Source organism: Coprococcus sp. AF16-22 (assembly GCF_003461545.1).
In the GTDB taxonomy this organism is placed as follows: Bacteria; Bacillota; Clostridia; order Lachnospirales; family Lachnospiraceae; genus Coprococcus; species Coprococcus aceti.
On sequence record NZ_QTXH01000001.1, the window covers coordinates 520064 to 544361 of the forward strand.

At 43.5% G+C, this 24298-nt stretch carries 24 protein-coding genes; 3 read left to right on the forward strand and 21 right to left on the reverse strand.

Translation table 11 applies throughout. The features are described 5' to 3' along the window. Positions 1-4: 4 nt before the first annotated feature. The 18 genes from DWW60_RS02315 to DWW60_RS02400 form a co-directional block, all read right to left on the reverse strand. Positions 5-334: a hypothetical protein gene (locus DWW60_RS02315; protein WP_238050222.1), complete on the reverse strand. Its 330-nt coding sequence runs from the start codon at positions 332-334 to the stop codon at positions 5-7. Further along, positions 315-761 (reverse strand): hypothetical protein, encoded by a 447-nt coding sequence (locus DWW60_RS02320; protein WP_055144761.1) that lies wholly within the window; start codon positions 759-761, stop codon positions 315-317. Before DWW60_RS02320 ends, DWW60_RS02315 begins: the two co-directional genes overlap by 20 nt. Next, the gene (locus DWW60_RS02325) at positions 758-1102 is read right to left on the reverse strand and encodes a hypothetical protein (protein ID WP_055144763.1); all 345 of its coding nucleotides are present in this window, start codon (positions 1100-1102) and stop codon (positions 758-760) included. The genes DWW60_RS02320 and DWW60_RS02325 overlap by 4 nt, the downstream gene beginning before the upstream one ends. A 36-nt stretch (positions 1103-1138) precedes the next feature. Then, complete coding sequence (locus DWW60_RS02330; RefSeq protein WP_117874274.1) at positions 1139-1666, reverse strand: DUF3916 domain-containing protein; 528 nt, start codon at positions 1664-1666, stop codon at positions 1139-1141. Positions 1667-1686: 20 nt separating this feature from the next. Further along, complete coding sequence (locus DWW60_RS02335) at positions 1687-1965, reverse strand: hypothetical protein (RefSeq protein ID WP_055144769.1); 279 nt, start codon at positions 1963-1965, stop codon at positions 1687-1689. A 10-nt stretch (positions 1966-1975) separates the two neighbouring features. Beyond that, the gene (locus tag DWW60_RS02340) at positions 1976-2329 is read right to left on the reverse strand and encodes a DUF6572 domain-containing protein (protein WP_117874275.1); all 354 of its coding nucleotides are present in this window, start codon (positions 2327-2329) and stop codon (positions 1976-1978) included. 8 nt (positions 2330-2337) lie between these two features. Continuing rightward, complete coding sequence (locus DWW60_RS02345) at positions 2338-3009, reverse strand: hypothetical protein (RefSeq protein WP_055144775.1); 672 nt, start codon at positions 3007-3009, stop codon at positions 2338-2340. A 186-nt stretch (positions 3010-3195) separates the two neighbouring features. Further along, a complete protein-coding gene (locus DWW60_RS02350) occupies positions 3196-5043 on the reverse strand; it encodes a relaxase/mobilization nuclease domain-containing protein (RefSeq protein WP_015534769.1) in 1848 nt (615 codons plus the stop codon). Beyond that, positions 5043-5435, reverse strand: a complete 393-nt coding sequence (locus tag DWW60_RS02355) for a plasmid mobilization protein (RefSeq protein WP_015534770.1) — start codon at positions 5433-5435, stop codon at positions 5043-5045. Before DWW60_RS02355 ends, DWW60_RS02350 begins: the two co-directional genes overlap by 1 nt. A 686-nt stretch (positions 5436-6121) precedes the next feature. Beyond that, a complete protein-coding gene (locus tag DWW60_RS02360) occupies positions 6122-6640 on the reverse strand; it encodes a hypothetical protein (protein ID WP_015534771.1) in 519 nt (172 codons plus the stop codon). 9 nt (positions 6641-6649) lie between these two features. Further along, entirely contained in the window at positions 6650-7678 is a 1029-nt protein-coding gene (locus DWW60_RS02365; protein ID WP_015534772.1) for a ParM/StbA family protein, read from the reverse strand. Continuing rightward, on the reverse strand, positions 7650-8057 hold the full coding sequence (locus tag DWW60_RS02370) for a TnpV protein (protein WP_015534773.1): 408 nt from the start codon (positions 8055-8057) through the stop codon (positions 7650-7652). The genes DWW60_RS02365 and DWW60_RS02370 overlap by 29 nt, the downstream gene beginning before the upstream one ends. A 388-nt stretch (positions 8058-8445) precedes the next feature. Continuing rightward, complete coding sequence (locus DWW60_RS02375) at positions 8446-11982, reverse strand: EAL domain-containing protein (RefSeq protein ID WP_117874276.1); 3537 nt, start codon at positions 11980-11982, stop codon at positions 8446-8448. Between the two features lie 43 nt (positions 11983-12025). Beyond that, on the reverse strand, positions 12026-12928 hold the full coding sequence (locus DWW60_RS02380) for a dihydroorotate dehydrogenase (protein WP_172674885.1): 903 nt from the start codon (positions 12926-12928) through the stop codon (positions 12026-12028). 11 nt (positions 12929-12939) lie between these two features. Continuing rightward, on the reverse strand, positions 12940-13704 hold the full coding sequence (locus DWW60_RS02385; RefSeq protein WP_117874277.1) for a dihydroorotate dehydrogenase electron transfer subunit: 765 nt from the start codon (positions 13702-13704) through the stop codon (positions 12940-12942). 74 nt (positions 13705-13778) lie between these two features. Beyond that, positions 13779-14705: an orotidine-5'-phosphate decarboxylase gene (pyrF, locus tag DWW60_RS02390; RefSeq protein WP_015534777.1), complete on the reverse strand. Its 927-nt coding sequence runs from the start codon at positions 14703-14705 to the stop codon at positions 13779-13781. 30 nt (positions 14706-14735) lie between these two features. Next, on the reverse strand, positions 14736-15599 hold the full coding sequence (locus tag DWW60_RS02395) for a chorismate mutase (protein ID WP_015534778.1): 864 nt from the start codon (positions 15597-15599) through the stop codon (positions 14736-14738). Between the two features lie 100 nt (positions 15600-15699). Further along, positions 15700-16251, reverse strand: a complete 552-nt coding sequence (locus DWW60_RS02400) for a VanZ family protein (RefSeq protein WP_055273512.1) — start codon at positions 16249-16251, stop codon at positions 15700-15702. A 161-nt stretch (positions 16252-16412) separates the two neighbouring features. On the opposite strand from DWW60_RS02400, the gene DWW60_RS02405 reads away from it, so the two are divergent. Then, positions 16413-17372: a DUF6709 family protein gene (locus DWW60_RS02405; protein WP_117874278.1), complete on the forward strand. Its 960-nt coding sequence runs from the start codon at positions 16413-16415 to the stop codon at positions 17370-17372. Between the two features lie 127 nt (positions 17373-17499). Here DWW60_RS02405 and DWW60_RS02410 read toward each other — a convergent pair whose 3' ends face one another. Together DWW60_RS02410 and DWW60_RS02415 are read right to left on the reverse strand one after the other, a co-directional pair. Next, a complete protein-coding gene (locus tag DWW60_RS02410) occupies positions 17500-18090 on the reverse strand; it encodes an NADH peroxidase (RefSeq protein ID WP_055224152.1) in 591 nt (196 codons plus the stop codon). Positions 18091-18433: 343 nt separating this feature from the next. Further along, positions 18434-20263 carry a GGDEF domain-containing phosphodiesterase gene (locus tag DWW60_RS02415; protein ID WP_117874279.1) on the reverse strand — a complete coding sequence of 610 codons (1830 nt, stop codon included), beginning with the start codon at positions 20261-20263 and terminating at the stop codon, positions 18434-18436. A gap of 214 nt (positions 20264-20477) precedes the next feature. Here DWW60_RS02415 and DWW60_RS02420 point away from each other — a divergent pair, with 214 nt between their 5' ends. After that, on the forward strand, positions 20478-21923 hold the full coding sequence (locus DWW60_RS02420) for a sodium:proton antiporter (RefSeq protein WP_117874280.1): 1446 nt from the start codon (positions 20478-20480) through the stop codon (positions 21921-21923). Between the two features lie 17 nt (positions 21924-21940). Continuing rightward, the gene (locus DWW60_RS02425; RefSeq protein ID WP_117874281.1) at positions 21941-22558 is read left to right on the forward strand and encodes a TerD family protein; all 618 of its coding nucleotides are present in this window, start codon (positions 21941-21943) and stop codon (positions 22556-22558) included. A gap of 93 nt (positions 22559-22651) precedes the next feature. Here DWW60_RS02425 and DWW60_RS02430 read toward each other — a convergent pair whose 3' ends face one another. Continuing rightward, a complete protein-coding gene (locus tag DWW60_RS02430) occupies positions 22652-24244 on the reverse strand; it encodes a DUF4153 domain-containing protein (RefSeq protein ID WP_158565869.1) in 1593 nt (530 codons plus the stop codon). Positions 24245-24298 lie beyond the last annotated feature (54 nt).

Consider the following 24298-nt stretch of genomic DNA (forward strand, 5'->3'; position numbering starts at 1 on the left):
ATCATTAATCACTCAACTTCATGTAATCATCTACTGGAATTCCACCCATGCAGATGATTCGTACATCATCCCATCTTTCTTTTAATGATTTTCCTCTATAAATTGTTGCATTCACTAATTCATCTGCTGTTAAAAATTCCGTTCCATTAGGAATATCACACAATCCAGCCCAGTAGGGTTTATCGTACTGTGGAAGGCAACCTATATAGTGTTCTGGTTCACTTATTTCATCAACAAAATAGAAGGATGTTTCATTCATAATTTTGCCTTTTCTCAATTCTGCCAAGAAATAGTTAAAATCTACAGTATTCAAATTATATTCTGTATGGTCCATATACTATATCCTCATAATAAACAATCATCACCGACGGCAACAAAATCAAAACCAAATCAGATGGATAACAAAAATCCGACCACTTTGTACAAAAAAGATTAATTGGCAATTGTAAACCATTTTCACAGTCATAATATATCAATATCTTGTCCACATTTAATTCACTAAAAAATGTTTCAAAAGCTTCTCTGGTTTTATCTTCATTCTCTCCCCACTGGCAATCTTTAATTAATACTGGAGCGCTATGATGAACTATATCGTTTATGTATGCACTCTCTTGAAATATTTCCTTTTCACAAATCCGAATCCATTCCTTCTCTACTTCATCCTTGGATATAACACTTATTGTAGATAGTTCCTGTTTAGATAACACTGCATATTTTTCATCGCTAAATCTCCAATAATATTTGAAATCTTCAATACTCAAATAATCACCTGCTTTTTCTGCAATTCCCTTAACTCATCAAAGGAATAATCCCTATAATTTTCACCCGGCTCCAGAATAGAATTTGTCGTTGCCGGAATCACCTTTAGCAATTCATTCACATCAATATCTTTCGGAAACGGAACAATATCCCCGTGTTCATTTTCGTCCTTATGTGCACAGAAGATAAATTCTCCCGCTTCCCAGTCGATAGCAAATGTATTCATACATCCAACCGCATCTAAATCCATTAGTTCCTCATGATTTGCTATAAAATTCTCATATATGAATTCAAATAATGCATCCTTTTCAATTTTAATGATTCTACATTCATTGTCCTTCATCTGTCACACCTCACAACAGTTTTTGAAATCTGCATATTATATCCACTCTCCATAAAACCATATATTCGATTTCGTATAATAGTCTTCATCATTGAGTTCTTCTATATATCCAATCTCAGGCAACTTTGTCATGATTCCTCTTTCTTTCGCAAAGGAACGCTTATCATCCACTCTCGTCCATATCTGATAAGGTCCTTTCCTGTCCCAAAAGGAATTATAATACTCCTCATCATAGAAAATAATAATCTGGGATTCCCGTACATCCGGATAGGTTATAGCTGCTACTACCTTACAAAATGGTAAATCCTTCGGCTTGTTACCGATAATTTCCTCGGTCTTTTCAAGCCATTTCTTACAAAATGCAGTCTTAATCTTACCAGAGGTTTTAGGTTTCGAAAGCCATGGTCCGCATGGTACGTGAAAATGCTCGTATGAATCCTCTGTATCTTTGAAGGGCAAATCATTTGCATTTTTAAATGGATCTATTTTATCCATCCATCTTAACAGTCTTTTAAATTTTCTCTGTTGTCCTCTGGATTTGCTTCGAATCATATATATTGACATTTTGCTTTCCCTTCTGTATCTTATCTGGCGCCATCCATCCACGAACCATATGCCTGACTTTCAATGTATTTTAAATTCAGCTTTTCATATTCCTCTATGGCATCACACAATCCCCTGTCGTAAGATTTACACAGCATCATTACATTATCATTTTGATAATAATCTGTATTTATGCGTACTTTCTGCCTGGTTTCCTTGGGATTATAATAGATGACATATTTCTTATCGCAATACTCCGGTGCAATGGTTTGACCTTCTGTAAGTATATTTTCCAGCTGTAACTTAATATAATTTCCCATATCAATCCCCCTAAGGCCGTCCCTGCTCCACAATCATCTCTACATTTTCAAACACATCCACAAACACCTGCTTTGCTCTTTCCAAAAGCTTATGACATACCTCCGGTTCCTGAAACAAAAAGCTTACACGCAACTCTATTCTTTTTACATCAGGATATTTTTCTTCATATTGTTTGGAATCTATGTACCAAATATAATTATTGAGTTTCTCCTGCAACAACAATAAATGTCGATTCATATCTGACCAGTCCATTCCATCTGCAAGAAGAAGTATCAAACTTGAAGTTTCCTGTTCATACGCCAAGCCATCTATGGTATCTGTATTTTCAACGTTCAGCTTATTATTGTTATTCTCTAACTCCATATCATCACCTATTCCATTATTTTCCGTATTTCCTCTGCATTTTCTTTCAAATAGCGATATTCACTTTTATCCGCCAAATCCAAATATTTTTCAAGTTCAGCCGAATGAATAATATGCAACACATGAAGTACCACAATCTTTTGGTACTCTGATGCATAAGCATCATCCTTATATTTATCTCTCCACCAAAAATCTATTGCATACTCCTCGGCTTTGTCCGGGTAAATATAAGCTAAGGATTGCAAAGCAAGACGCTGTGTATACTCATTATCAACCTGCAAAAAATCGAATATCAGCTCCCTTATTTCATCCTTACCATTACAATCCTTCAGACTCTCTGCGAATTGCCACTTTGCATTTATGTAATCAGTAGACAACACTTTCTTGCATAATAATTCGTACCACTCAGGATAATCTAATAACATTGCTACAATACGGCTACATTCGTTATCCCTTGCAATCCCAAATAAAATATCATCAAGCATCTGCTTCGAAGCTTCATCACAGGACGTGGTCTTAATTATATCAAATATAACATCACACATATCGTCAAATTCATTTAAGTCAATCTCCCATTCCCCATTGTCGCGACTTTCGCTCCAATCCGGATAGTCTTTATTCGCTCTTTTTATAAATTTGGCAATACACTTATGCAATTTTCTTTCATAATTATCAAACATATCTTACCTACCAATCAATAGCTTTATAACACATACAACTACGCTACTTGTACAACCTAAATTTTACCATGTTCAGGAGGTTCATTCCACTTATATTTTCTATATTTTTTATTAAAGGGCGAACTGTAAATTACAACAATTCGCCCACAACATAACAATATAGCAAATATTACGTTTTAATAATTACTACCTTGTTTCTCTACTCTTCTGTACGCTGATACTTCTCGAATCATCTCTTACACCATAGTATTTCTTACGATACTGATATTCAGCCATAAATTCATCATACACAGTCATCTTATAACGGATACTATTCATCTTCTCTCTCGTATATCCCATACGCTGACAGTAAGCATTATATTCTGCTGTATAATCATCTGTAGGCACAGGTAGAAGCGAAGCACGTTCTTCCATAGACAGCTTAGTATAATCAATCGTTTCCGGAAAAACCTCTGTATCTTCTGATACTTTTTCTTCTGTCTCAGGAATTTCAACATCTGCTTCCTCTGATACTACAATAGCCAGTAGCTCGTCTATTGAAGCAGTCTGAATAGCTGCGATCTTAGAATCCTCTACAGTCTCAGAAATCTGCTCTTGTATTGCTTTCTCTGCGTCCTTCACTTCCGCAAATTCCTCATAAGACATAATATCTTCCTTTGCCATCTCCAAAGTCACATCTGCTGTATCTTGGTATTTGATATCTTCCAAATAATCCATATACTCCCACTTCCACTTATGGGTAGAACTGGAAAGCTGGCTTAACACCATATCCCAAAGTTCTACTGCTCTGGCAGCTTTTTCATGATACAGTTCTACTGCCTGCTGTCGCTCAAACTCATCTTTGGTCATAACCGGTGCTGTAAGCTCCCCTTCCATGAATCCGGCTGCATCATTTACATTTATAAACTGTGATTGCAGATAATCCACATAGTCTTTATTCCAGTCCTCTCTTGCAAGCTCTTCACTACAATAATCCTGACAAATACGATTTCTGTCAAATGCCAGTTTTCTTTTCCGCGCAAGAAGCTCTCTCTGCTTCTGCTCCTCCTGTAGCTGTTTCTCCTTCCTTGCAGCCTCTTCTCTGGCAAGTGCCTCTGCTTTTACCCTTGCTACTTCCTCAGCAATGCGACGGGCTTCTTTTTCCGCATTACGCTCTGCCACAACCTTTGCAATTCTTTCTACAAGGTCAGCTTTGCCATAACCTTCTCCCAGCTTATTTCCTCGAATACCCTGCTTCATACCCGACGTGGAAAATGTCACTGTTTTATTCGTAACACGAATCTTCCAGTTATACATAAATTGCAGACATTCAACCATTTGCTCAAAGGAATCCACGAAAGGCAACAGCTTGTCTATGGTATCCCGAATCAATTCTCTGTTAGAAGTGACACCAACACCGTCCTTGGCATTCTGATTCATCAGATTCTTTTCCACCCAGTAGTTGTCCGTGTGCTTCTTAGCAAGCAAATCTACCTGTCCTAAACCCAGTCGGATACACTTCTCCATTACCCACTTTTTTGCATGGAACATCATCTTCCCGGTGCTTTTGTGCTTACAGCCCAGCTTCCATTCACAGGGTTTCTCATGCCACCTGCTCTGCTTTCCGGCATACTTTCTGACAGAATTGATAACCATGTGAACGTGCATATTCTGACTGCCATTGTGACCATCCGGATGAACTGCCACCACTGCCTGATGCCCCGGTGCGAATACCGAAAGCCATTGCTTGCCAAATTCCAACGCCTGCTCTATGGTAATGGGATCATTTGGCTCAAAGCTGATGATATAGTGATGCGCCTTTACATCCTTTACGGAATTATTCTTGCCATACAGACGATTGACCTCGATACATTCTGCACCAAAGCTGTCCACATCACAGTTCACACCTACAATCAGATAATTCTCACGCTCTTGTATTCTGCCTTTTTCATCCAACACAGGCTTGTTGGTATATTCATCAAACTGGCAGGTAAGATACTCCACCGCCGAAGAATAAAATCGGTTCTTTACTGAGATATGCTTCAAAATCGCCATTAACCTTCACCATCCTCTCCACTTTTGCGCCTACGCTTCTTTCCACAGGCAACATCCTCCAATGCAGGAAGTATTTTAAATTTCAAATCCAACAGCTCCCTTATGGCTTCCTTCAGTTCATAATAAATGCTGTAAAAATCTCCGCCACCATTTAAGTGCTTTGCTATCTGGTTCAGGTTGGAACCAATCTTGCCCAGCTGCATGGAATACTCCTTCAGCAGACTGGTATCACCATAACAAGGAAGCTTTCTTCCTAATGCACACCGTCTGATATATTCCGAGGTGCTAAGCCCGGTCTTTCTTGCCTTCGCTTCAATCTCTTCCTTATCCTCTGCCGAAATACGCATGGACATCAGAACCATATTCTCTTTCTTTTTATCTGTATTTCTCATAAATTCCTCCATTCCGATACACAAAAAAGCAGGTAAATAAATACCTGCTCCCTCGTACCTACAAAATATAAATTTTTAATTGCTACTCCAATAGAATAATTAAACTGCCGGATACGTCAGAAGATTTTCCCCGATGCAGATTCTGCATCTCCCCTCCCGTGCATAGCCTCGCTCCCCTAAGGTCGCTCACCAATGCGCTCGTTGCACTCACGGATATTTCCTTTAGCAGTCTGTTGCGGCTCGTTATAATTCGCTCGCCGAATATATGGAAATGTGTCATACACCTGTCTTACAGAAATCTGCTAATCACATTTCTCATAAGAAATCCTACTATAGCCTCCGCATCATTTTCCTTAAGAAATCCTTCTTTCGCTGATGCGTGCCGACCTAAGTCGGCATGGGCTCCGGATACGTCGCATAAGGTAGAGCAAGTTCCGCCCTGTATATACACGGGCAGGAACTTGTTGGGGATTTGACATCCCCAAGCCCTAGCTTTTTCGCCTTATGGACATAAAAATAAAGCCTGCAAGCAGACTTTATTTTTTGCCAAAGGCTTGGCTGGCTTCGTAAGAATTTCGTATCACAGCTTTTCCCATAGAAAAAGAACTGTCTTACAGATAAGGTCATTTCCTCATACAAGGCACCTTTTTGTAAGACAGTCCGTCATACTGTGATTTTTCATTTTCTTACTCATCATCCATATCAAACAGACTTCCAAGCATATCTTTTGTGGCACTATCCATAGCATTGGAAGTATCTGCGGCAAGTTCATTATCGGGAACCGTTGGCTCCGGCACATTAGCTGCTACAGCAGAAGGCATTACATTCGGTACAGCAACTGTCATACCATTAGGAACTGCACCAGACATCGGCAACGTAGCCATAGGAACAACTCCCATATTCATCTGCTGAGCCATTGCTCCCAGAACTCCGGCAAACATATTGTTAGCCATATTCTGTGAGGACTCCTGCACCACCTTGGTAAATTCCTCTGCCATGCTTTTGATTGCCTGCTCCATCCATTCTGTGGTTTCCTTTTCCCGAATGCCCCTTTGCTCACTTTCCATAGCAGAAAACAATGCCTGCTTGATAAGCTCTGTCTGATTCAGATATCCCGGCTGGCTGGATTTTGCCTCCAGCCACGCAAGGATTTTTCTGTCACTTTCACATTTCGGATTCAACCGAAAAGATATTGCATTTCCCATAAAAGCCTCCTATCCCAGATTTTCTGCAAGATAACGGTAGCCGATGGCATTGGCTTTCACATCCGTTACATACTGGATGTTTCTGCCCTGCGCTCTGCCAAAACGCTTCATCACACAGGCGCCACCGCCCACATACACAATATTCTCATGCATTAAATCCACCTTAATCTCCCGAAGCTTCGCTTCCACCTCGTCTGCATACTGCTGTAAGCCCTTCTCAATAAAAGGGATAAAGTCAGCATTTACATTGGACTGCTTTCCACGGATAACATCAACAATGTCATCCTCCGGCATTTCACACTTTAACTTGGGAAGGGCTTCCTTTTTGATACGCTCAATGGTGGTAATCAGTCCAAGCTCATAAGTACAGGCATCCTTATCCATAGGGATTCTGTCACGGACGCTTAATATATCCAAGGTCCAGGAGCCCAAGTCCACACATCTGAGTCTGTCCATATCTCCCATACGGTTCGCAATAGCTGCATAACACTGGGCATAAATCTTTACCTTATCCATGAAGAAAGAATAATGCACTCCCTCAAAGGTAAAAGAAATACGCTCCTTATGCCACAGATAATCACGAAACTCCTTACGCTCCGCACCAAACAAGGTCAGAGGCACACCTGCATATAATTCCACATGAGAAGCCGCTGTCTTACCCTGATACTGCAATTCCTTGGCAATCCCTGCAAGGGTCAGCAGAAAATAGTTCTCATTCTCTGTCTTGGTTGCCTGCTTTCCAAGTCTGCCCTGTCCTACGATATACTTTTTCCCTTTATACTCCAAAAGTCCGTTCTTGGTAAGAGGCTCATAATCCACCGGAACTATAGAAGTCTCCATAAAAGTATGCTCGCCCTTAATGGAACTCCAGCCATGATCCAGTGCAATTTTAACAGGTGCCATAGTTGTTTCAGTCATAAATAAATTTTCTCTCATAAAATCCTCTCTTTCTCCGGCATAATAACCGGTCTGCATAATATTTTTGTTTTGTGTTGCAGTCGCTCCTGCATTAGTGATACTTGTAAACAATCTCTCCATAAATAACCTCCTCCGCAAGCTGTTTTGCCTGCTCTCTTATTTTCCACATTTCCATAGTGGAATGTGCATCCTTTGGCTTATGCTTCACCAGATACTTCTCTACAATCCTATCTAACATCTCATAAGCCTCCTCATTTACTTCCTTTGCCCTAATCAGAAGCTGACCCAGCCTAATATGATGACGATACCTGTCAGGGTGGTTTTCCTTCATATAACAAATCCACAGATGACCGTATTTTCCGATATCGGCGGCTGCTACAACCGAAGCCGTATCGGATTTCGTATCAGTATCATCCATACCGATATTCGGATACAAAATACCATCCACCTCTGTATAAGTACCTCCCAGCTTCTCAAACAATGAAATTTCATTACTCATAATCTTAACTCTCCTTCCATAATCCATTTGAATTTTTGATAATAAAAAAAGCCCACATACCTGCATTTCTACAAGTACATGGACTTATACTTTTATCATCCTCATCTGATGATTCCTATTCGTTTGTACTACACACTTTACTACACACTTTTTATGATAAACTACACACTTTTACGATAAGTTACGATACTTTTGCGATTTCTGTAAAAGTGCTGTAAGCCTTGTAAATACGGCGTTTTTCGAGGTTTGGGAGAGTCTTCAAAACAGGACAGCCAAGAATTCGATAAATTCCTTCTTGTACTGTTCCATGTCTCTGCGAATCCTCCTGTTTTCAGGCTTTTTTGCCCTTTTTCCTACACATACTACCATAATCCATATAAAGATTCAATTATTTATTGGTGTACGGCTGTGATATGCCTCTTTCCCTGCACATCTCCACATACTTTTCTTTCTCCAGCGGCCTGCTGCACAGATACCCCTGTATACAAGCCAGTCCTATGCTGCTGAGCACATCCGCCTGATCCTCGGTCTCCACACCCTCAGCTATACAGAACATTCCCAGTTCATTGAACATGTTTATGAGATGACACATAACCGTGCGATCCACCGGATTGACAGTTATGTCATTTATCATGCTCTTGTCGAACTTGATAATGTCAAATCCCATATGGGCAAGCATAGCGACATTTGAGTATTTTGTTCCAAAATCGTCCATCGCGATCCTGAAGCCCAGTTCATGTATATTGTTCGAAATGTTCACCAGAGTATCATGCTCCTGCTCGCTGACCGATTCGGTTATCTCTATCTCGACCACATCATGCGGTATTCCGTACCTGTCAACCACTGCTGCTATCTGCTTGGCCACATTGCTCTCTATAAGCGACATTCTGGAAAAGTTACAGGATACCGGGATGTATGGCATTCCCTCTTCATGCCATTTTGCCAGATCTCTGCACACATTCTCAAGCACGTAAAAATCCACATATTTTACAGTCCTGCTCTTCTCAAGCCTGTCGATAACATCCGCTAAGTCATCATTTCCGGAATATCTTACAAGGGCCTCTGCCCCACATATCTTTCCTGACGGATACAGCATCTTCGGCTGATAAAGGACATAGAACAGTCCTTCCTCAAGTTCCTTCTTCACCATATCCTTTTTCAGCGTATTCCACTTCACCGAATGACAGTCCTGCTGTTCATACCAACGCTGTTTCTCAGAATACAGGAGATTTGCCGCATGATCCTCCATCCTGCGGACGTCAATGTTATAATCTGTCCAGACATACCCGCAACATGCCGTGAACTCACCGTAGAGCAGGTTTTCCCGCAGTCTTGATGCATATACGTTAAACTTCAACTGCTCAATGTTCTCGCATATGATGATAAAGCTGTCATAACCCATGCGGAACACCCTTTCGTCCGGAAACGTCTTCCTTATCCTGCCGACAAGCTGCAGGATCACATCGTCCGCATAATCCGGACCGAACATCTCCGCGATGCCCCTTATCTCATTGATATCCACAGCCACAAGTCCAATACTGCTCAGATTCTTTCTGCCTCTTATATAGTCTATGTAACTGTTCCTGTTAAAGCATTTTGTCTGCTTATCGTGGGTGAACTCAAACTGCTGGTCCTCCTTCAGATGTCTCTGATATATCTCACTTCCGATAAAAGCAGCGAAGTTCTTCATGAGTCTTATGTTTCCATTGTGCTTCTCCGGATTGAACACAAATACCCTGCCGAGCAGTTCATCGTCCACTATGATCGGAACCGCATACAGTGACCATATCCTGCTGTCACTCAGCATCCGTGCAAATTCTGTTTCAGGATTCCTTAATGGATGGGAACGGTCCACTATGAGAACCTCGTCCCTGAGGACTTCCTTCTCCAGTTCATCCCTCATTTTCTGTGTGACAAGAGCCTTCAGACCATCCTCTATCGACTCCTCGTCTGATGATTTCCAGTAATAAAGCTCCCCTGTGCCATCCTGTCCATACTCCACAAGGCAGGCGTTCTTGGAATTGTAGAAAGTTCCCATCACCTCGAGCAGACTGGTATATTTCTCCTCACTGCTCTGCTTTGAAGTTATATTCGCCATGAAATTGACAAGGGCATCCTCTATGTCATAGCTGTCCGCCAGAACCTGTGTTGTCTTATCTATGTCAGACACGTCAACTGCAATCTCAAGCCGGCTCTTTCTTCCGTGCCAGTCAACTATCTTATCCTTCACCACATACAGTCCCTTTGCCTTGCTGTTGTAGTGATTCCATACATAACTCTGTCCGGGAACCAGTATCTCATTAGAACAAAATGGGCACTGGTCATCACCGCCCTGGGTTATCTCAAAGCACTTTTTACCCTTGTAAGAATCGTCGTTCTCCGCAATTCCAAGACTTCTCTTCGCCGCCTTGTTGAGGAAATACATCTCGTGGGTCTTCATGTCAGCAACATATGCTATATCAGATATCTCATCCAGCATAAGACCTTCGTCATCATTGTATGTATATCCGCTGTGATGCGAATCACATGAATGCATATCCGCTGAGTCGGCATAGTCACAGTAACGGTTCTTGCCGCCCCTCTTTGCTGCGTACAACGCCTGATCCGACTCACTGTATAGAAGGTCAAAATCTATACCACCCTCTATCCTGTGGATACTTATTCCCATCGACATAGTATGCGGCAGACTGCAATTGATCGTGGTGAGTCTGGTCTGTATATTCTCAGCCAGCTTATACACGTCCTCTCTTCTGTCGACTATCGGGATAAACAGTGCAAATTCATCGCCGCCCAGTCGTCCTGAGAATCCTCCGGCTGCCGACGCAACCTCCTCCAGCGTCACTGCAACATCACACAGAAGATCATCTCCCGCATAATGTCCAAATGCGTCATTTATATGCTTAAAGTCATCTATATCCATGATATAAAAAGCGCACAGTTCACCCGGGAAAGACTCTAGCATATCCGTAATCTTGTGCTGAAATGTGACATGATTGTAAAGTCCCGTCAGAGAATCCCTCTCCGCCCTGAGCTGAAGCTCCTGACTTTTTATCTTCTCATCGTTTATGGAGTAATATTTGCCGAATATCTTGCGAACCTTTTTCTTGGAGTCCCTGAGAGGAACAAAGAGCACTCTGTACCACTCACATTTGCCTCCGCCACCCAGATCAAGGCGCAGATCACCCATCAGCCTGTCACAGCTATCCGCATCCGCATCAAGGATCTTTCTGAACATGCCGGTCACGGCGTCTCTGTCGTCAGCGTGGACTATCCTGTTAGTGTCGATACCCTTATAGAAATTCTCATATTTCATGGTGGTGACCATCTCACCATCCACGACCTTCTCATTTATCAGAGTATCCGTCGGGACATCGTACACGATTATGGATTCTCCGCTTCCCTGAAGTATCAGCCTGAGCATCTCAGACTGCGCCTTGTTCTCCAGCTCCGCTTCCATCTTGCTTGTCACATCGATAAACACCGCACACAGTGCGATGATTCCCTTTTTTATGGACATGACAGAAAGGCAGACCTGTATCCAGAAATATCCCCCGGTATTCACATCCGTAAAGCGGATGTCACGCACCGTGGTCTTGTTACTCGTTATGGTCTCCAGGATCTGCTTCTTAAGGGCAGACCGATCCTCTGGAATGGCCAGCATCACGTAGTCACTGGCATATCCGCTCATCTGATCCTCGGTCACATTGAACAGCTTATAAAAGCTTTTGCTCATGTACCTGACAGCCGGCTTATTCCCGTGAAGTTCAAATATACCCACACCGCCTGCCAGATTGTCAAGAGTCTTCTCCAGCATCCTTGCGTGATCAGATATCTCCTCGCTGAGCTCCTCATTTCTGCCAAGCGCCTCATCCAGTTCCATGCGGAGTTTTTGTGCATATTTTTCAATATCTATGTTATCTTCCATAACCCAACACCCCTTAAAACTCTTACAGAAGACTTATATCGTTCTATTTTACACAGCCTATCAGCTCATGGATATCGCTGATGGAATTCTTCTTCATATACTCCTCAATACCCTTTATGATCTCCACTGTTGCATAAGGATTGTGGAAGTTGGCCGTTCCAACTGCCACCGCACTTGCGCCGACCATAATCATCTCAAGGGCATCTTCTGTGGTAGCCACGCCGCCCATTCCGATGATAGGAAGCTTTATTGCATTTGCCACCTGGTATACCATTCTGACTGCTATCGGATGGATCGCAGGGCCTGACACACCTGCAGTCTTATTTGCCACTGCAAATGTTCTTCTGTTCACATCTATCTTCATACCTGTCAGTGTATTGATGAGTGATACCGCATCAGCACCACCAGCCTCTGCAGCTCTGGCCATCTCTGTTATGTCTGTGACATTCGGACTCAGCTTCATGATGATAGGCTGCTTTGCCGCTGCCTTGACTGCCTTTGTTATATCGTAGAGAGCATCCGGCTGCTGGCCAAATGCGATTCCACCCTCCTTGACATTCGGACATGACACGTTGATCTCAAGCAGATCCACATCACAATCGCCAAGCTTCTCAACACAGTCAACATAGTCCTCCTTGGACTTTCCACACACGTTGACAATGATCTTTGTATCGTAATCCCTGAGGAACGGTATATCTCTCTTCTTGAACACATCGATTCCAGGATTCTGAAGTCCTATGGCGTTCATCATGCCGCCGTAAGTCTCAGCTATACGTGGTGTCGGATTGCCCGGCCATGGCACATTTGCCACGCCCTTGGTGGTTACTGCACCGAGCTGTGAAAGATCCACGAACTCGCTGTACTCCATGCCTGAACCAAATGTTCCTGAAGCTACTGTTATTGGATTCTTGAGAGTCACACCCGCTATATCCACTGACATATTGATCTTATCTGACATTACAGCTCCACCTCCTCAGCGTAGAATACAGGTCCATCCTTACAGATCCTTCTGTTGTGCACCTGTGAGTGCTCATCTATATCCTTTGTCTTGCATACGCAGGCAAGACATGCGCCCACGCCGCACGCCATCTTCTCCTCCATGGATATCTGGCACTCGATGCCCTTCTCCATGGCGTATGCCTTGATTCCCCGAAGCATAGGAGTAGGGCCACATGCATATATGACAGCACCGTCCACGCCGTATTCCTTTATGGCATCTATTACGTTGCCCTTCACACCGTGCTGTCCATCCTCAGATGACATATACACCTGTGCGTATGGCTCAAATTCCTCGTTCAGGAATATCTCATCCCTGTAGCCGAGCACGACTGACTTCTCACAGTCAAGCTCTTTTACAAGCTGTAACATAGGTGGGATTCCTATACCTCCGCCTATCAGGATCGCCTTCTTGTCCGACTTCATGAAGCCGTTGCCGAGAGGCCCCAATATATCGACCGTATCTCCAGCCGCAAGCTGTGAAAATTCCTTTGTTCCAAATCCAACCACTCTGTATACAAGGCGGAGTGTTCCCGCCTCTCTGTCTATTCCGCAGAGGCTGATAGGTCTCGGGAGCATCTTGCTGCCATCGTGAGTATATACAGACACGAACTGTCCTGCTATAGCCTGTGAAGCTATCTCTGGAGCTTCAAGCACCAGACTGTATACATCAGTGGCAAGAGTCTCCTGGCTGACCACCTTTGCTGTCATCTTAAGTTTGCCCATAGTCTTCCTCCATCATCATTCTATTATCAGTGTACGGCGGACAAGCCCGGCTCGCCGCACACATTCCGGCTTAATTACGCATCAAGTGCGCCGTTGATATCCTCGATCATGTCAACTACTGCCTGTCTTGAGGCATCTGCATAGTTCTCAGCACCAAACTGTGCATACTTGTCCTGCTTGTAAGCAGCTATGATTCCTCTTGATGAGTTGACGATCGCACCGAGTCTGTCCTCATTGAAGTAGTGTACAAGGTCTGCAGCCTTACCCCCCTGTGCTCCGTAACCCGGAACAAGGATAAATGACTTTGGCATAACCTTTCTCAGCACCTTGCCCATCTCAGGGTATGTGGCACCGACAACAGCTCCAACCGCTGAATATCCTGATTCACCTACAACATCGCTGCCCCATTTGTCAACCATATCTCCGACTATCTCATAGAGTGGACGTCCATCCACAAGTCTGTCCTGGAACTCACCTGATGATGGATTGGATGTCTTGACGAGAACGAATATACCCTTGTTCTCCTCCTTGCACACATCCACAAATGGCTTGATTCCGTCTGTTCCAAGATACGGGTTTACTGTGATGAAATCCTCATCAAATCCAGCATATGTCTTGCTTCCCACCTGTACCTTTCCGATATGACCAACCGCATATGCTGTTGATGTTGAACCTATATCGCCTCTTTTTATATCTCCGATAACGACAAGTCCCTTCTCCTTGCAATAGTCAACTGTCTTCTTGAATGCCTTGAGTCCCTCGATTCCGAACTGCTCATACATGGCTATCTGTGGCTTAACTGCAGGTATAAGATCATATGTAGCGTCAACTATTCCCTTGTTGAACTGCCATATAGCCTCACCAGCGCCCTCAAGTGTCTCGCCATACTCTGCAAATGCAGCTTTCTGGATATGCTCCGGTACATAGTTGAGCATTGGATCAAGTCCAACTACTATAGGTGCATTTGTCTTCTGGATATTCTTTACTAACTTGTCTATCATGATATTTTCTCCTTAAAAATTATTTTTTCTCTAAAACTGTTCCTCGTCACAGGCATAGCTTCCTAGGATCGTAAACTCCTCCGTCTCGTTCATGAGCTGGAACACTAAAGCCTGTATATCCTTCTTCAGTAAATTGGCAGACAGCTCCACATAGAATCTGTAATTCCAATGCTCCTGCCTGTTTGGCGCCGAGTGTATCTCTGTGAGGTTCACCCCGTAATCAGAGATCATGGACAGTATGCTGCTGAGACTTCCGCTCTTATTCTTACATACGAACATCACCTTCAGCCTGTTGTGGTTCTCCTCCACTATGAGGTGGTCTGCAAATGTGACAACCTTCTTGTTGTGTCCATTCTCATTTACAATGTTACATCTGTATATATACAGCTTGTTGTTGGTGAGCACCTCGTGAAGCGCATCCGAAACTCCGTAGCTTATGTCCTCAAGTATTCCCATTCCGGCGTCTACCTTGCCAGTCTTTATGAGCTCATACACCTCATCGTATGAGTCCACCGCAATGACCTTGTCCCTCGAGCATCCCTGACAAATGTACAGCTCCGGCTTTATCATCGCCACCGCATCTATGTCAGGCTCCTTCACATCATACTCCACATCCAGACAGTTCCTGAGCTCCAGAGTCCTTCCATACTGGTACTTTCTGCTTATCTCCATGATCCTCTTGATAAGCGCCGTGTACTCCATCTTGATGTTATCATCCACATCCCCTGTGAGATTGGATATGATGGCCTCCTCGCGGTCTGGCTTATATATGTCATCCTCGGTCTCTGCCTTGACCTGAGCAACATTGTCCGCAAGAACCATTCTCTCCTTGAAGAGCTGCTTGATCTCCTTGTCGACCCGGTCTATGTTCTTTCTAACATCTGCTAATGTCATTCTGCATCCTCCAGTCAGCATCGGTAATGTGATGCTCATAGTCTTTTTTAATATACCATCTGCCCCACTCTAATTCAAGGCTGCCAATACTAAATGCGCTCTAAAAAGGCCACAGGAAAAGGAACATAACCGCTGCCACCAGCACTATCCCTATCACAAAGCCCATTATTATCCTTCCCCTTGTGCTCTTTGATCCCCATATAATAAGAAGAGCTGCCAGTGCGCCGCACATATCTATAAGCACATCCGTGCCCCTGCCTGCCCTGTCAGCGACAAAGAGCTGATGAATCTCATCGGAGCACGCATAGACAAATGTTATCACAACTGACCATATATACACGCCAGCCGAAGTCATCCTTCCGCCGGCCTTTCTGACCGCCAGGGCCAGCAGAGCCAGAAGGATTCCATATTCCGTCATGTGTGCACCCTTTCTGACCATGATCTCCACCACTCCCGTCATCCTGTCAACCACGGGCGCGGAATCATTTCTCACCTTCTGGAACAACCCCACTATAAAGTCTGTCATGGGGTTGCTCACCGCCGACGAGTCATCTCCTGTTCTGGACGACATGTAAAATATGAATATCATCCACAGCACTGCCGGAATTATATATATGTACTTTTTCTCATTCTTTTTTGTTTTCTTTGCCATAAAATCACCACCATGAATGAGTATACCATAAAAAATGTCTAATTTTTTTTGATTTTGCCTTTTTTACTTGAAATATTTGTTTTTTACCTGTACTGTAGAAAAGTGAGGTATTGAAGTGGTTATGTATAATTCATAACAAATAAAAAAAGTGAGGTAACATTATGGCAAGAACAAGGAAAAAGGGGAATCCCATCGTATCAGCAGTTGTTTTCGGTATATTCGGAATAGTTCTTTTATTCCTGGGTATACGAACATTTATCGGTTTACACGGAAAGCTTCTAAACGTTACTACATGTGACGAATCGGAAGTTAAACCAGGAGTGTATGTGGAGGGAACACTCACCTACGGATACGGAGCTTACATTGAGAAGACTACAACGTACAATCACGTGGTCACCAAGACCGACGGATACTACTATCTCGTTGATATCTGCGACAAGAATGAAGACGGCTCAAAAAGAGACACATCCAAGTGGATCGGAATATCGATCTCCAAGAGTGATGACGCCAAATTTGACGCGATCTCATCTGCTGACGATGCAGAACCAGTCTACATAACAGGAGTCATCCGCAAGAACAGCGACAAGGTGCAGGGCTTCCTTGACGACTACATCACCAAGTATGTCGACGCATACGCACAATATTATGGATACACTCCTACAAGTGAGGACTATGCGACCGCAAAGGCAGAAGCTTTTCCTTACTATATAGAGATGGTTGACTCTTCAGATTACATATTCAAGCTTGTCCTCGGAGCTGTATTCCTACTGGCAGCAGTGATCATGATCCTGAAGGCAACAAGAAGCAAGAACACCATCAGCGCATCTGCACAGCCAGCAGGCACAGGTTACTATGACGGTACAGGCGATTTCAACGGCGTGTACACTCCGGGCAGCACAGGCAGCCCAAATAACGGCAGCTATACACAGCAGTACGGCACTACAAACAGTGGCAGCTACGGCACTGCAGAACAGACACAGGCACCGCAGACGTCTTACAGTGATCCGTTCTACTCACAGCAGCCGGCAGCTTCAGAGCAGGATGCCCACGCATCTAATCCTTATACAACAACAAGCTCAACTACATCTTCCTCTTCCTTCAGTCTCAAGAAAGATGAGTAACAATTAAATAGCACACATAAATCTAAAAAAGGTATATACGGATCGCAGCCTGACTGCTTTCCGCATATACCTTTTTTAGATTTATGTGTAAGACTGACTATCCTTATGAATAATCTTTACCTTCTTCTTACTTACCGAAGTATCTGTCAAGAAGTCCCTTGAGAGCCTTGCCGTGTCTTGCCTCGTCTCTTGCCATCTCATGAACTGAATCATGGATCGCATCCAGATTGTTCTTCTTAGCGCACTTTGCAAGATCTACCTTTCCTGCTGTTGCACCGAACTCGCAGTCAACTCTCCATGCAAGATTCTTCTCTGTTGAAGCTGTCATGTTCTGCTCAAGGTCTGATCCAAGCATCTCTGCGAACTTAGCTGCATGCTCAGCCTCCTCGTACGCTGCCTTCTCCCAGTAGAGACCGATCTCAGGATAGCCCTCGCGATGTGCTACACGAGCCATGCAGAGATACATTCCAACCTCTGAGCACTCTCCCTCGAAGTTAGCCTTGAGCTGCTCGTAGATATACTTCTTGTCCTCATCGCTGATCTCTGGATTGTTCTTAACTGTCTCAGCATATACACCAAACTCATGCTCTGCTGCAAGTGTGAGCTCTCCCTCTACCTTCTTGAACTTATCTGCTCCTGCGTGACAGATAGGACACTCTGCTGGTGCCTGCTCTCCCTCATAGATATAACCGCATACTGTACATACAAACTTTGCCATAACTTAATTCTCCTTTTCTCTTTTAAATAATCTAATCAATATCCATCATTGATCGTTAAAATATATTCTGTCTTCTTTGTTGATGTTTATTTATCAACTATATCTTATTATACCTATTTTTTGATCAAAGTCAACCCCTATTGGGAATGATTCTTAATTATTTTTTTAGTAGGTTGTTGATTATATATACAAGACTTGTAAATTATATACATTACATTATTGGGATTACATCCTGTTAAGGTCCAATATAAATAGAAAAAGAGGATCGATACATTCATATATCAATCCTTCTTATACTCTTCTGTATATTCTCTATATGTCGCTATATAGCATCATTATCCGGCTAGCTCTGTCCCAGCATTATCTTCTTGAGAAGATATTCATATCCCGTGATAGGTATAGGCTTGCTGTAGTAATAACCCTGAATGTAGTGGCATCCCCACTCTCTCAGGTATTCCTTCTGCTCAAATGTCTCAACACCCTCCGCAAGACTTCTGATTCCCAGATGCCTTGACATGGCAAGGATATCCTGTGTCATGAGCATGTCCTTGTTGTTCGGCTCGCCGGTGGCTATTCCGTCAATAAAGCTCTTGTCTATCTTGATTATATCCAGCGGCATATCCTTAAGAAGTGCCATACTGGAGTATCCTGTTCCAAAATCGTCCATGGATATCTTGAAGCCCTCAGCCTTCAGATCCTTGAGCACCTTTATCAGATACTGCACGTCAGCGAAATCTGCACTCTCAGTTATCTCAAAGTCTATAAGCGAGTGATCCACTCCGTATTCATCGACTATATCACACAGTATATATATAAGATCCGGTCTCGATATCTGGTGTCTCGAGAGGTTACAGGATATCGGGTAGAGCGGGTAGCCAAGCTCCTTCCACTCCTTGAACTTCTTGCACACCTGTCTCAGCACATATCTGTCTATGATGTCTATAGTTCCGTCAGTCTCAAACTGCGGCACGAAATACTTCGGCGAGAGAATATCTCCGCCCTTGTAGAACCATCTTATCAGAGCCTCAGCACCGGTCAGGGTGTCGTTCTGTGGATTGTACTTCGGCTGAAGATATACCATGAGATCCTCATTCTCTATGGCATCCGGGAGCTCCAGCTTGTACTGCTGTGCCATGATGTATTCCTTCTTCATCTCCGATGTGTATATCTTTATCTCATTTACATTGGTCTTGATACACTGGAGGTGTGCCATCTGCGCCATGTCCTCAACGCGCATTGACATGTTGAGTTTCTCGAATTCATCATAGAATACGATACCACAGCTATAGAATATCTTATACTTCCTGTTCGACGGAAGCTGTCCTATCTCCTCAAAGAATGTATATAGCCGGTTCATTATCTCATCCTCCGGCATATACTTTATAATCATGGCAAAATCGTCACTCTCACACTTTGCAGAGTACAATATCCAGTCCTGCTTGGTCATAGCGTCACATATATATCTGAACAGATCCTTCGCCACCTCACGGCCCATAACGTTGTTGATGAGCCTGAAGCCCTTTATGTCGAATCTGGCAAATATAAACTGATCCAGTCCTATATATTCACACTGCTCAAGCTTCTCCTTGAGCCATGTCCAGTTGTAATGTCCGGTGGCAGGCTCCCTGTATGCTATCTCATAGAGATCTCTCTTACTCATGTTGTCAAGAGTCAGCATCTCCTCCGTCTTGGTCTTCTTGGACCATACCGGAATCTCCACGCACAGACTGTCTGCGCTCTCCATGTAACATATATATGGAAGCTTGTGGTTAGAAACAATGTGCAGCTTCTCCGTCTCTATATACAACTTGGCATATGAATACGCCATGGTCATGAGTCTCGGTATATCCTCTATCAGAGATATATCAAATCCCTTTATATCCACAACGTCGAATCCCGGAACCGTGATGCTCACACAGTTCTGAGGAACCATCTCCATATCACTGTATCCTATCTCCACTCCTCCACACAGACGCGAATATCCGGCGTCCATCATCTTCTCAGGCATATAAAACAAAGCCCTGTTTGCCAGCGGCCTGTATATGTTGCTAAAGCACTTGTACCAGTCATAGCCATTCTCCTGACAAAAATCGTCAAATCCCTCTGACTCTCTGGACCTCAGCACGTAAAGTTTTCTCTTTGGTTTGTATGCCTTTGACCATTGATGTTCCATAATATATCAATTACCTCTGTTCTGCCCTAAGGCCATAGTATTGCAATTTTCAATCTTTTTCATTCTATCACATATCCATCTTTTGGGCTATACTTATTATTTTTTTGTTCTGGAAAATAAATGGTTAAGTTTCGATTTTTTTCGTTGAATTTTTACCATATTTTTGTTAGCATAGATAAGGTTTTTCAATTATAATTAATAGGAGGCAAAAACGATGAAAAACAGGTTATTTCTAGGTCTCGGCACAGTCATCTCAGTTCTTGGGCTGTCACAGGTAAGTGCCCTGGCGGCAGACAGCGAATCCGGTACTGAAACACTCGGTGCTACGCTTCCACTTACATGGTGTATACCATTTGTGTGTATGCTTCTGTGCATAGCTGTTATGCCCCTTATCGCCGGTGAGTGGTGGGAAAAACACAAACAGTGGGCTGTTGCAGGCTGGTCTCTTTTATTTTTAATTCCATTTGCCATATTCCATGGCTTTGGTACGATGGGCGAACAATTGCTCGAGGTAATGATCGGTGACTATCTCACTTTCATTGTATTGCTTTTTGCCCTGTTCTGTGTGGCAGGCAATATATCTCTTGAAGGCGACCTGGTGGGAACACCGAAGCTCAATGTTCTGCTTCTACTGATAGGTACTCTGCTGTCAAGCTGGATCGGTACTACCGGTGCAAGTATGCTGATGATCAGACCTATCATAAAGGCAAATAAATGGAGACGAAGAAAGGTTCAGATCATTGTATTCTTCATCTTCCTCGTTTCAAATATTGGTGGCTGTCTCACCCCTGTCGGTGATCCTCCACTTCTGATGGGATTCATGAATGGTGTTGACTTCTTCTGGAGTCTCAGACTTGCAAAGGTCATGGTTGTCAATCTCATCATCCTGCTGACTGTATTCTTCTTTCTCGACACAAGAGCGTACAAGAAGGATATCGCAGACGGCAGACAGAAGCCGGTATTCGATACGGATACCAAAAAGCCAATCAGACTTAAGGGCGCTCACAACATTATATTTCTTGTAATGATCGTAGGCGCAGTTATCCTCAGCGGTGTTCTTCCTATGAAGTTCCCTGCATTTGCAAAGGGTATCAATTTCTGTGAGGGCGTAACACTCTCATGGGCTGCTATCATCGAGATTGTGATCATGCTAGCAGCGGCTTTCCTCTCATTCAAGACAACGAGCAAGAAAGTCCGTAAGGCCAACAACTTTACATGGGATGCTATACAGGAGGTTGCCATACTGTTCATAGGTATCTTCATCACTATGATCCCAGCACTCCTGATCCTCAAGGCACGTGGTTCTGAGCTCGGACTTACACATCCGGCACAGTTCTTCTGGATGACAGGACTTTTATCAAGTTTCCTTGACAATACACCTACCTACCTTGTATTCTTCACCACCGCTGCTTCAAGTGGATTTACAGAGGGTATAAGCACTGCTATGGGTGTAGTTCCTCAGGTCATGCTGATGGCTATCTCCTGCGGTGCCGTATTCATGGGAGCCAACACTTATATAGGAAACGCACCTAACTTTATGGTACGTTCAATAGCCGAAGAAAATGGTATCAAGATGCCTTCATTTGTAGGCTACCTCGTATGGTCAGTTGCTATTCTTGTACCAACATTCTTCATAGACACATTATTATTCTTCTTGTAATCTAAGGGGGTTTTTGTATGAACGAATATGTTGTAAAAGGTGATAATAAACTTACGGTCGGCATTGGCTGGGATGCCAAGAAGGTCGACCTCAAGAAAAAGATTAAGATTGCCATAGACAATATCATGAGCGCTACATCCGAGGACACATATGACCTCAACCTTGCAGCGATCGTTGAGCACAATGACGGCTCAGATCCCGAACTGGTATTCTGGGGTCACAAGTACAGCAGAAGCGATTCTGTAGTCCTGAAGGGCGATGACAGAACAGGACAGAAGGAAGGTATCGACGAGGAGATGCGCATCTACCTCGACAGAGGTGAGAACGTTGGACGAATCATCCTCTTCCTCTACATCTACAACGGCAACCTTCACAAGCAATGCCTGGCAGAGGTGGACAACGTATTTGCGCTGATCAAATGTAAGCATACCGAAAAGGTATATGTACGTGAGGACGCAATATTCAAGGCATGTGAGGATGCCAAGCACAACAACTGCTATGTATTCGGCGAGATTCTCCACAATGGAGATGAGTGGGTTGTAAGGGAGAGATCCCAGTTCCTGCCATACGACAAGTCCGAGGATATATTTGAGTATTACACATCAAGACATTACGTTCCTGAAGAAGACGACTAATATTTAATGCAGCTAAAAGCCCCAGTCTCCGGTTTATTTGCACCGGAGACTGGGGCTTCCTTTATTTATTATGATCTGTAATTCTATATTACACTACTTTATATAATCCTCTATAGTCTTTGAAGCTCTGTATCTGGAGAAGTTAAAGCTTCTGATATAGCCCTTGTCATCATTCTCCTCAAGCATCTTCTCAAGCCTCTCTCCCACCGTGTCGTCTCTCCAGTAGTAGGTGTCCTCGCTATATTTCGACATCACTTCCTCCATGGCCATTTCGGGCGTAATGTCTTTGGTCCTGAAATAATCGATCAGATATGGAACTCCGTCATTACCTATATCCATCACATACTCAAGATCTATCTTCTTTCCACTGTGCGCCTGACTGATATTGTACTTTGTTATCACTGCGCCAGGTCTGATAAATGCATACAGCGCGAACATCACCAGAACCGTCATAAATATGTATCTGAACAGCGGCATATTTCTCCAGAACAGGCTTATGATAACACCGAGCATCACTATAGACGTGACTATTAGCGCCCATATGGTATTTATTCTGAGGTATGTCAGATCATATTCCGCAATGTACATGGACAGCCTCACAGCTGATGAGGCAATCATTATATATGTACATATGCACATCATGAGCAGTGACACGTTGAGCACCAGACTCTTTCTGAATATAGCACTAAATATCAGCACCATACACACATTTACAACCGCTACAAAGAGCAGCTGGAAGAAGCCCTGTCTTGCATACTCTGCGTATGTCATATCGTCCGGAAGTCCTGCGCTGTTCATGAACAGATACACTATCTGAACAACGGCAAATATCAGATAGAACGCTGTGAGCACTATCGTTATAGTTATACCTGTCACTGCATTGTACTGCCCCTCCTTCGGAGCATTTGCACCAAGATCTCTGCGGCCCGCCTTGACAATAAATCCATATACAAACAGGAATATCACAGCGGCAAACAGAACTATCTTCACTATATCCCACGAGAAGAACAGTTTGCCAAATATGTCCTTTATGACCTTTGCAAACACAGGATCTGCCGAAGACAGCAGATTGAGCACGATCACCAGTATCGGAAGTACTATCACACATCCAAGAAGTATGTACATCAGCTTGGAATTTCTCTTTTTGCCGGTTATCTCACGCTCCGCCTTTCTGTCGGCAAATGGCATGTTTACATACCCTATCGATCCAAAGAACATCTCGAAAAATGAGAATATTCCCTTGAATATCCCCTGCTTTTCAGTGTCATTGAAGTATGTCATAACCGCATACATCTCTGTAACGATTATTCCCACATTACATCCAAATATGATATATCCCTCGTCTGTGAGACTCAGGGCAACCGACATCATGAACACAAGAATATAATATGGGATCAGTATACTCTGTTTCGACAACGCAGCTCCAGTGGTCATGGCCTCACGGTCTGCACCGATGTTCTTCTCATATCGTACCATGCATGTACTGATAAACACTATTGATACTATCGAAAGCACAGCCGACAATATACTCGACCAGTTGCTGTACAGACATGCCGCACATATGATCGCATATACCAGTACCGGAATACCAAACATCCTGAATCTGTTCGGAGACACCGCAGGATTTCTCCTCTGCGGCGGTCTGGCATTCATGTTCATATAACCCTGAGGTGGCGGCGGGGGCATCCCCGGGCCTCCATTCATGTTCATATACCCTTGCGGTGGTGGCGGGGGCATCCC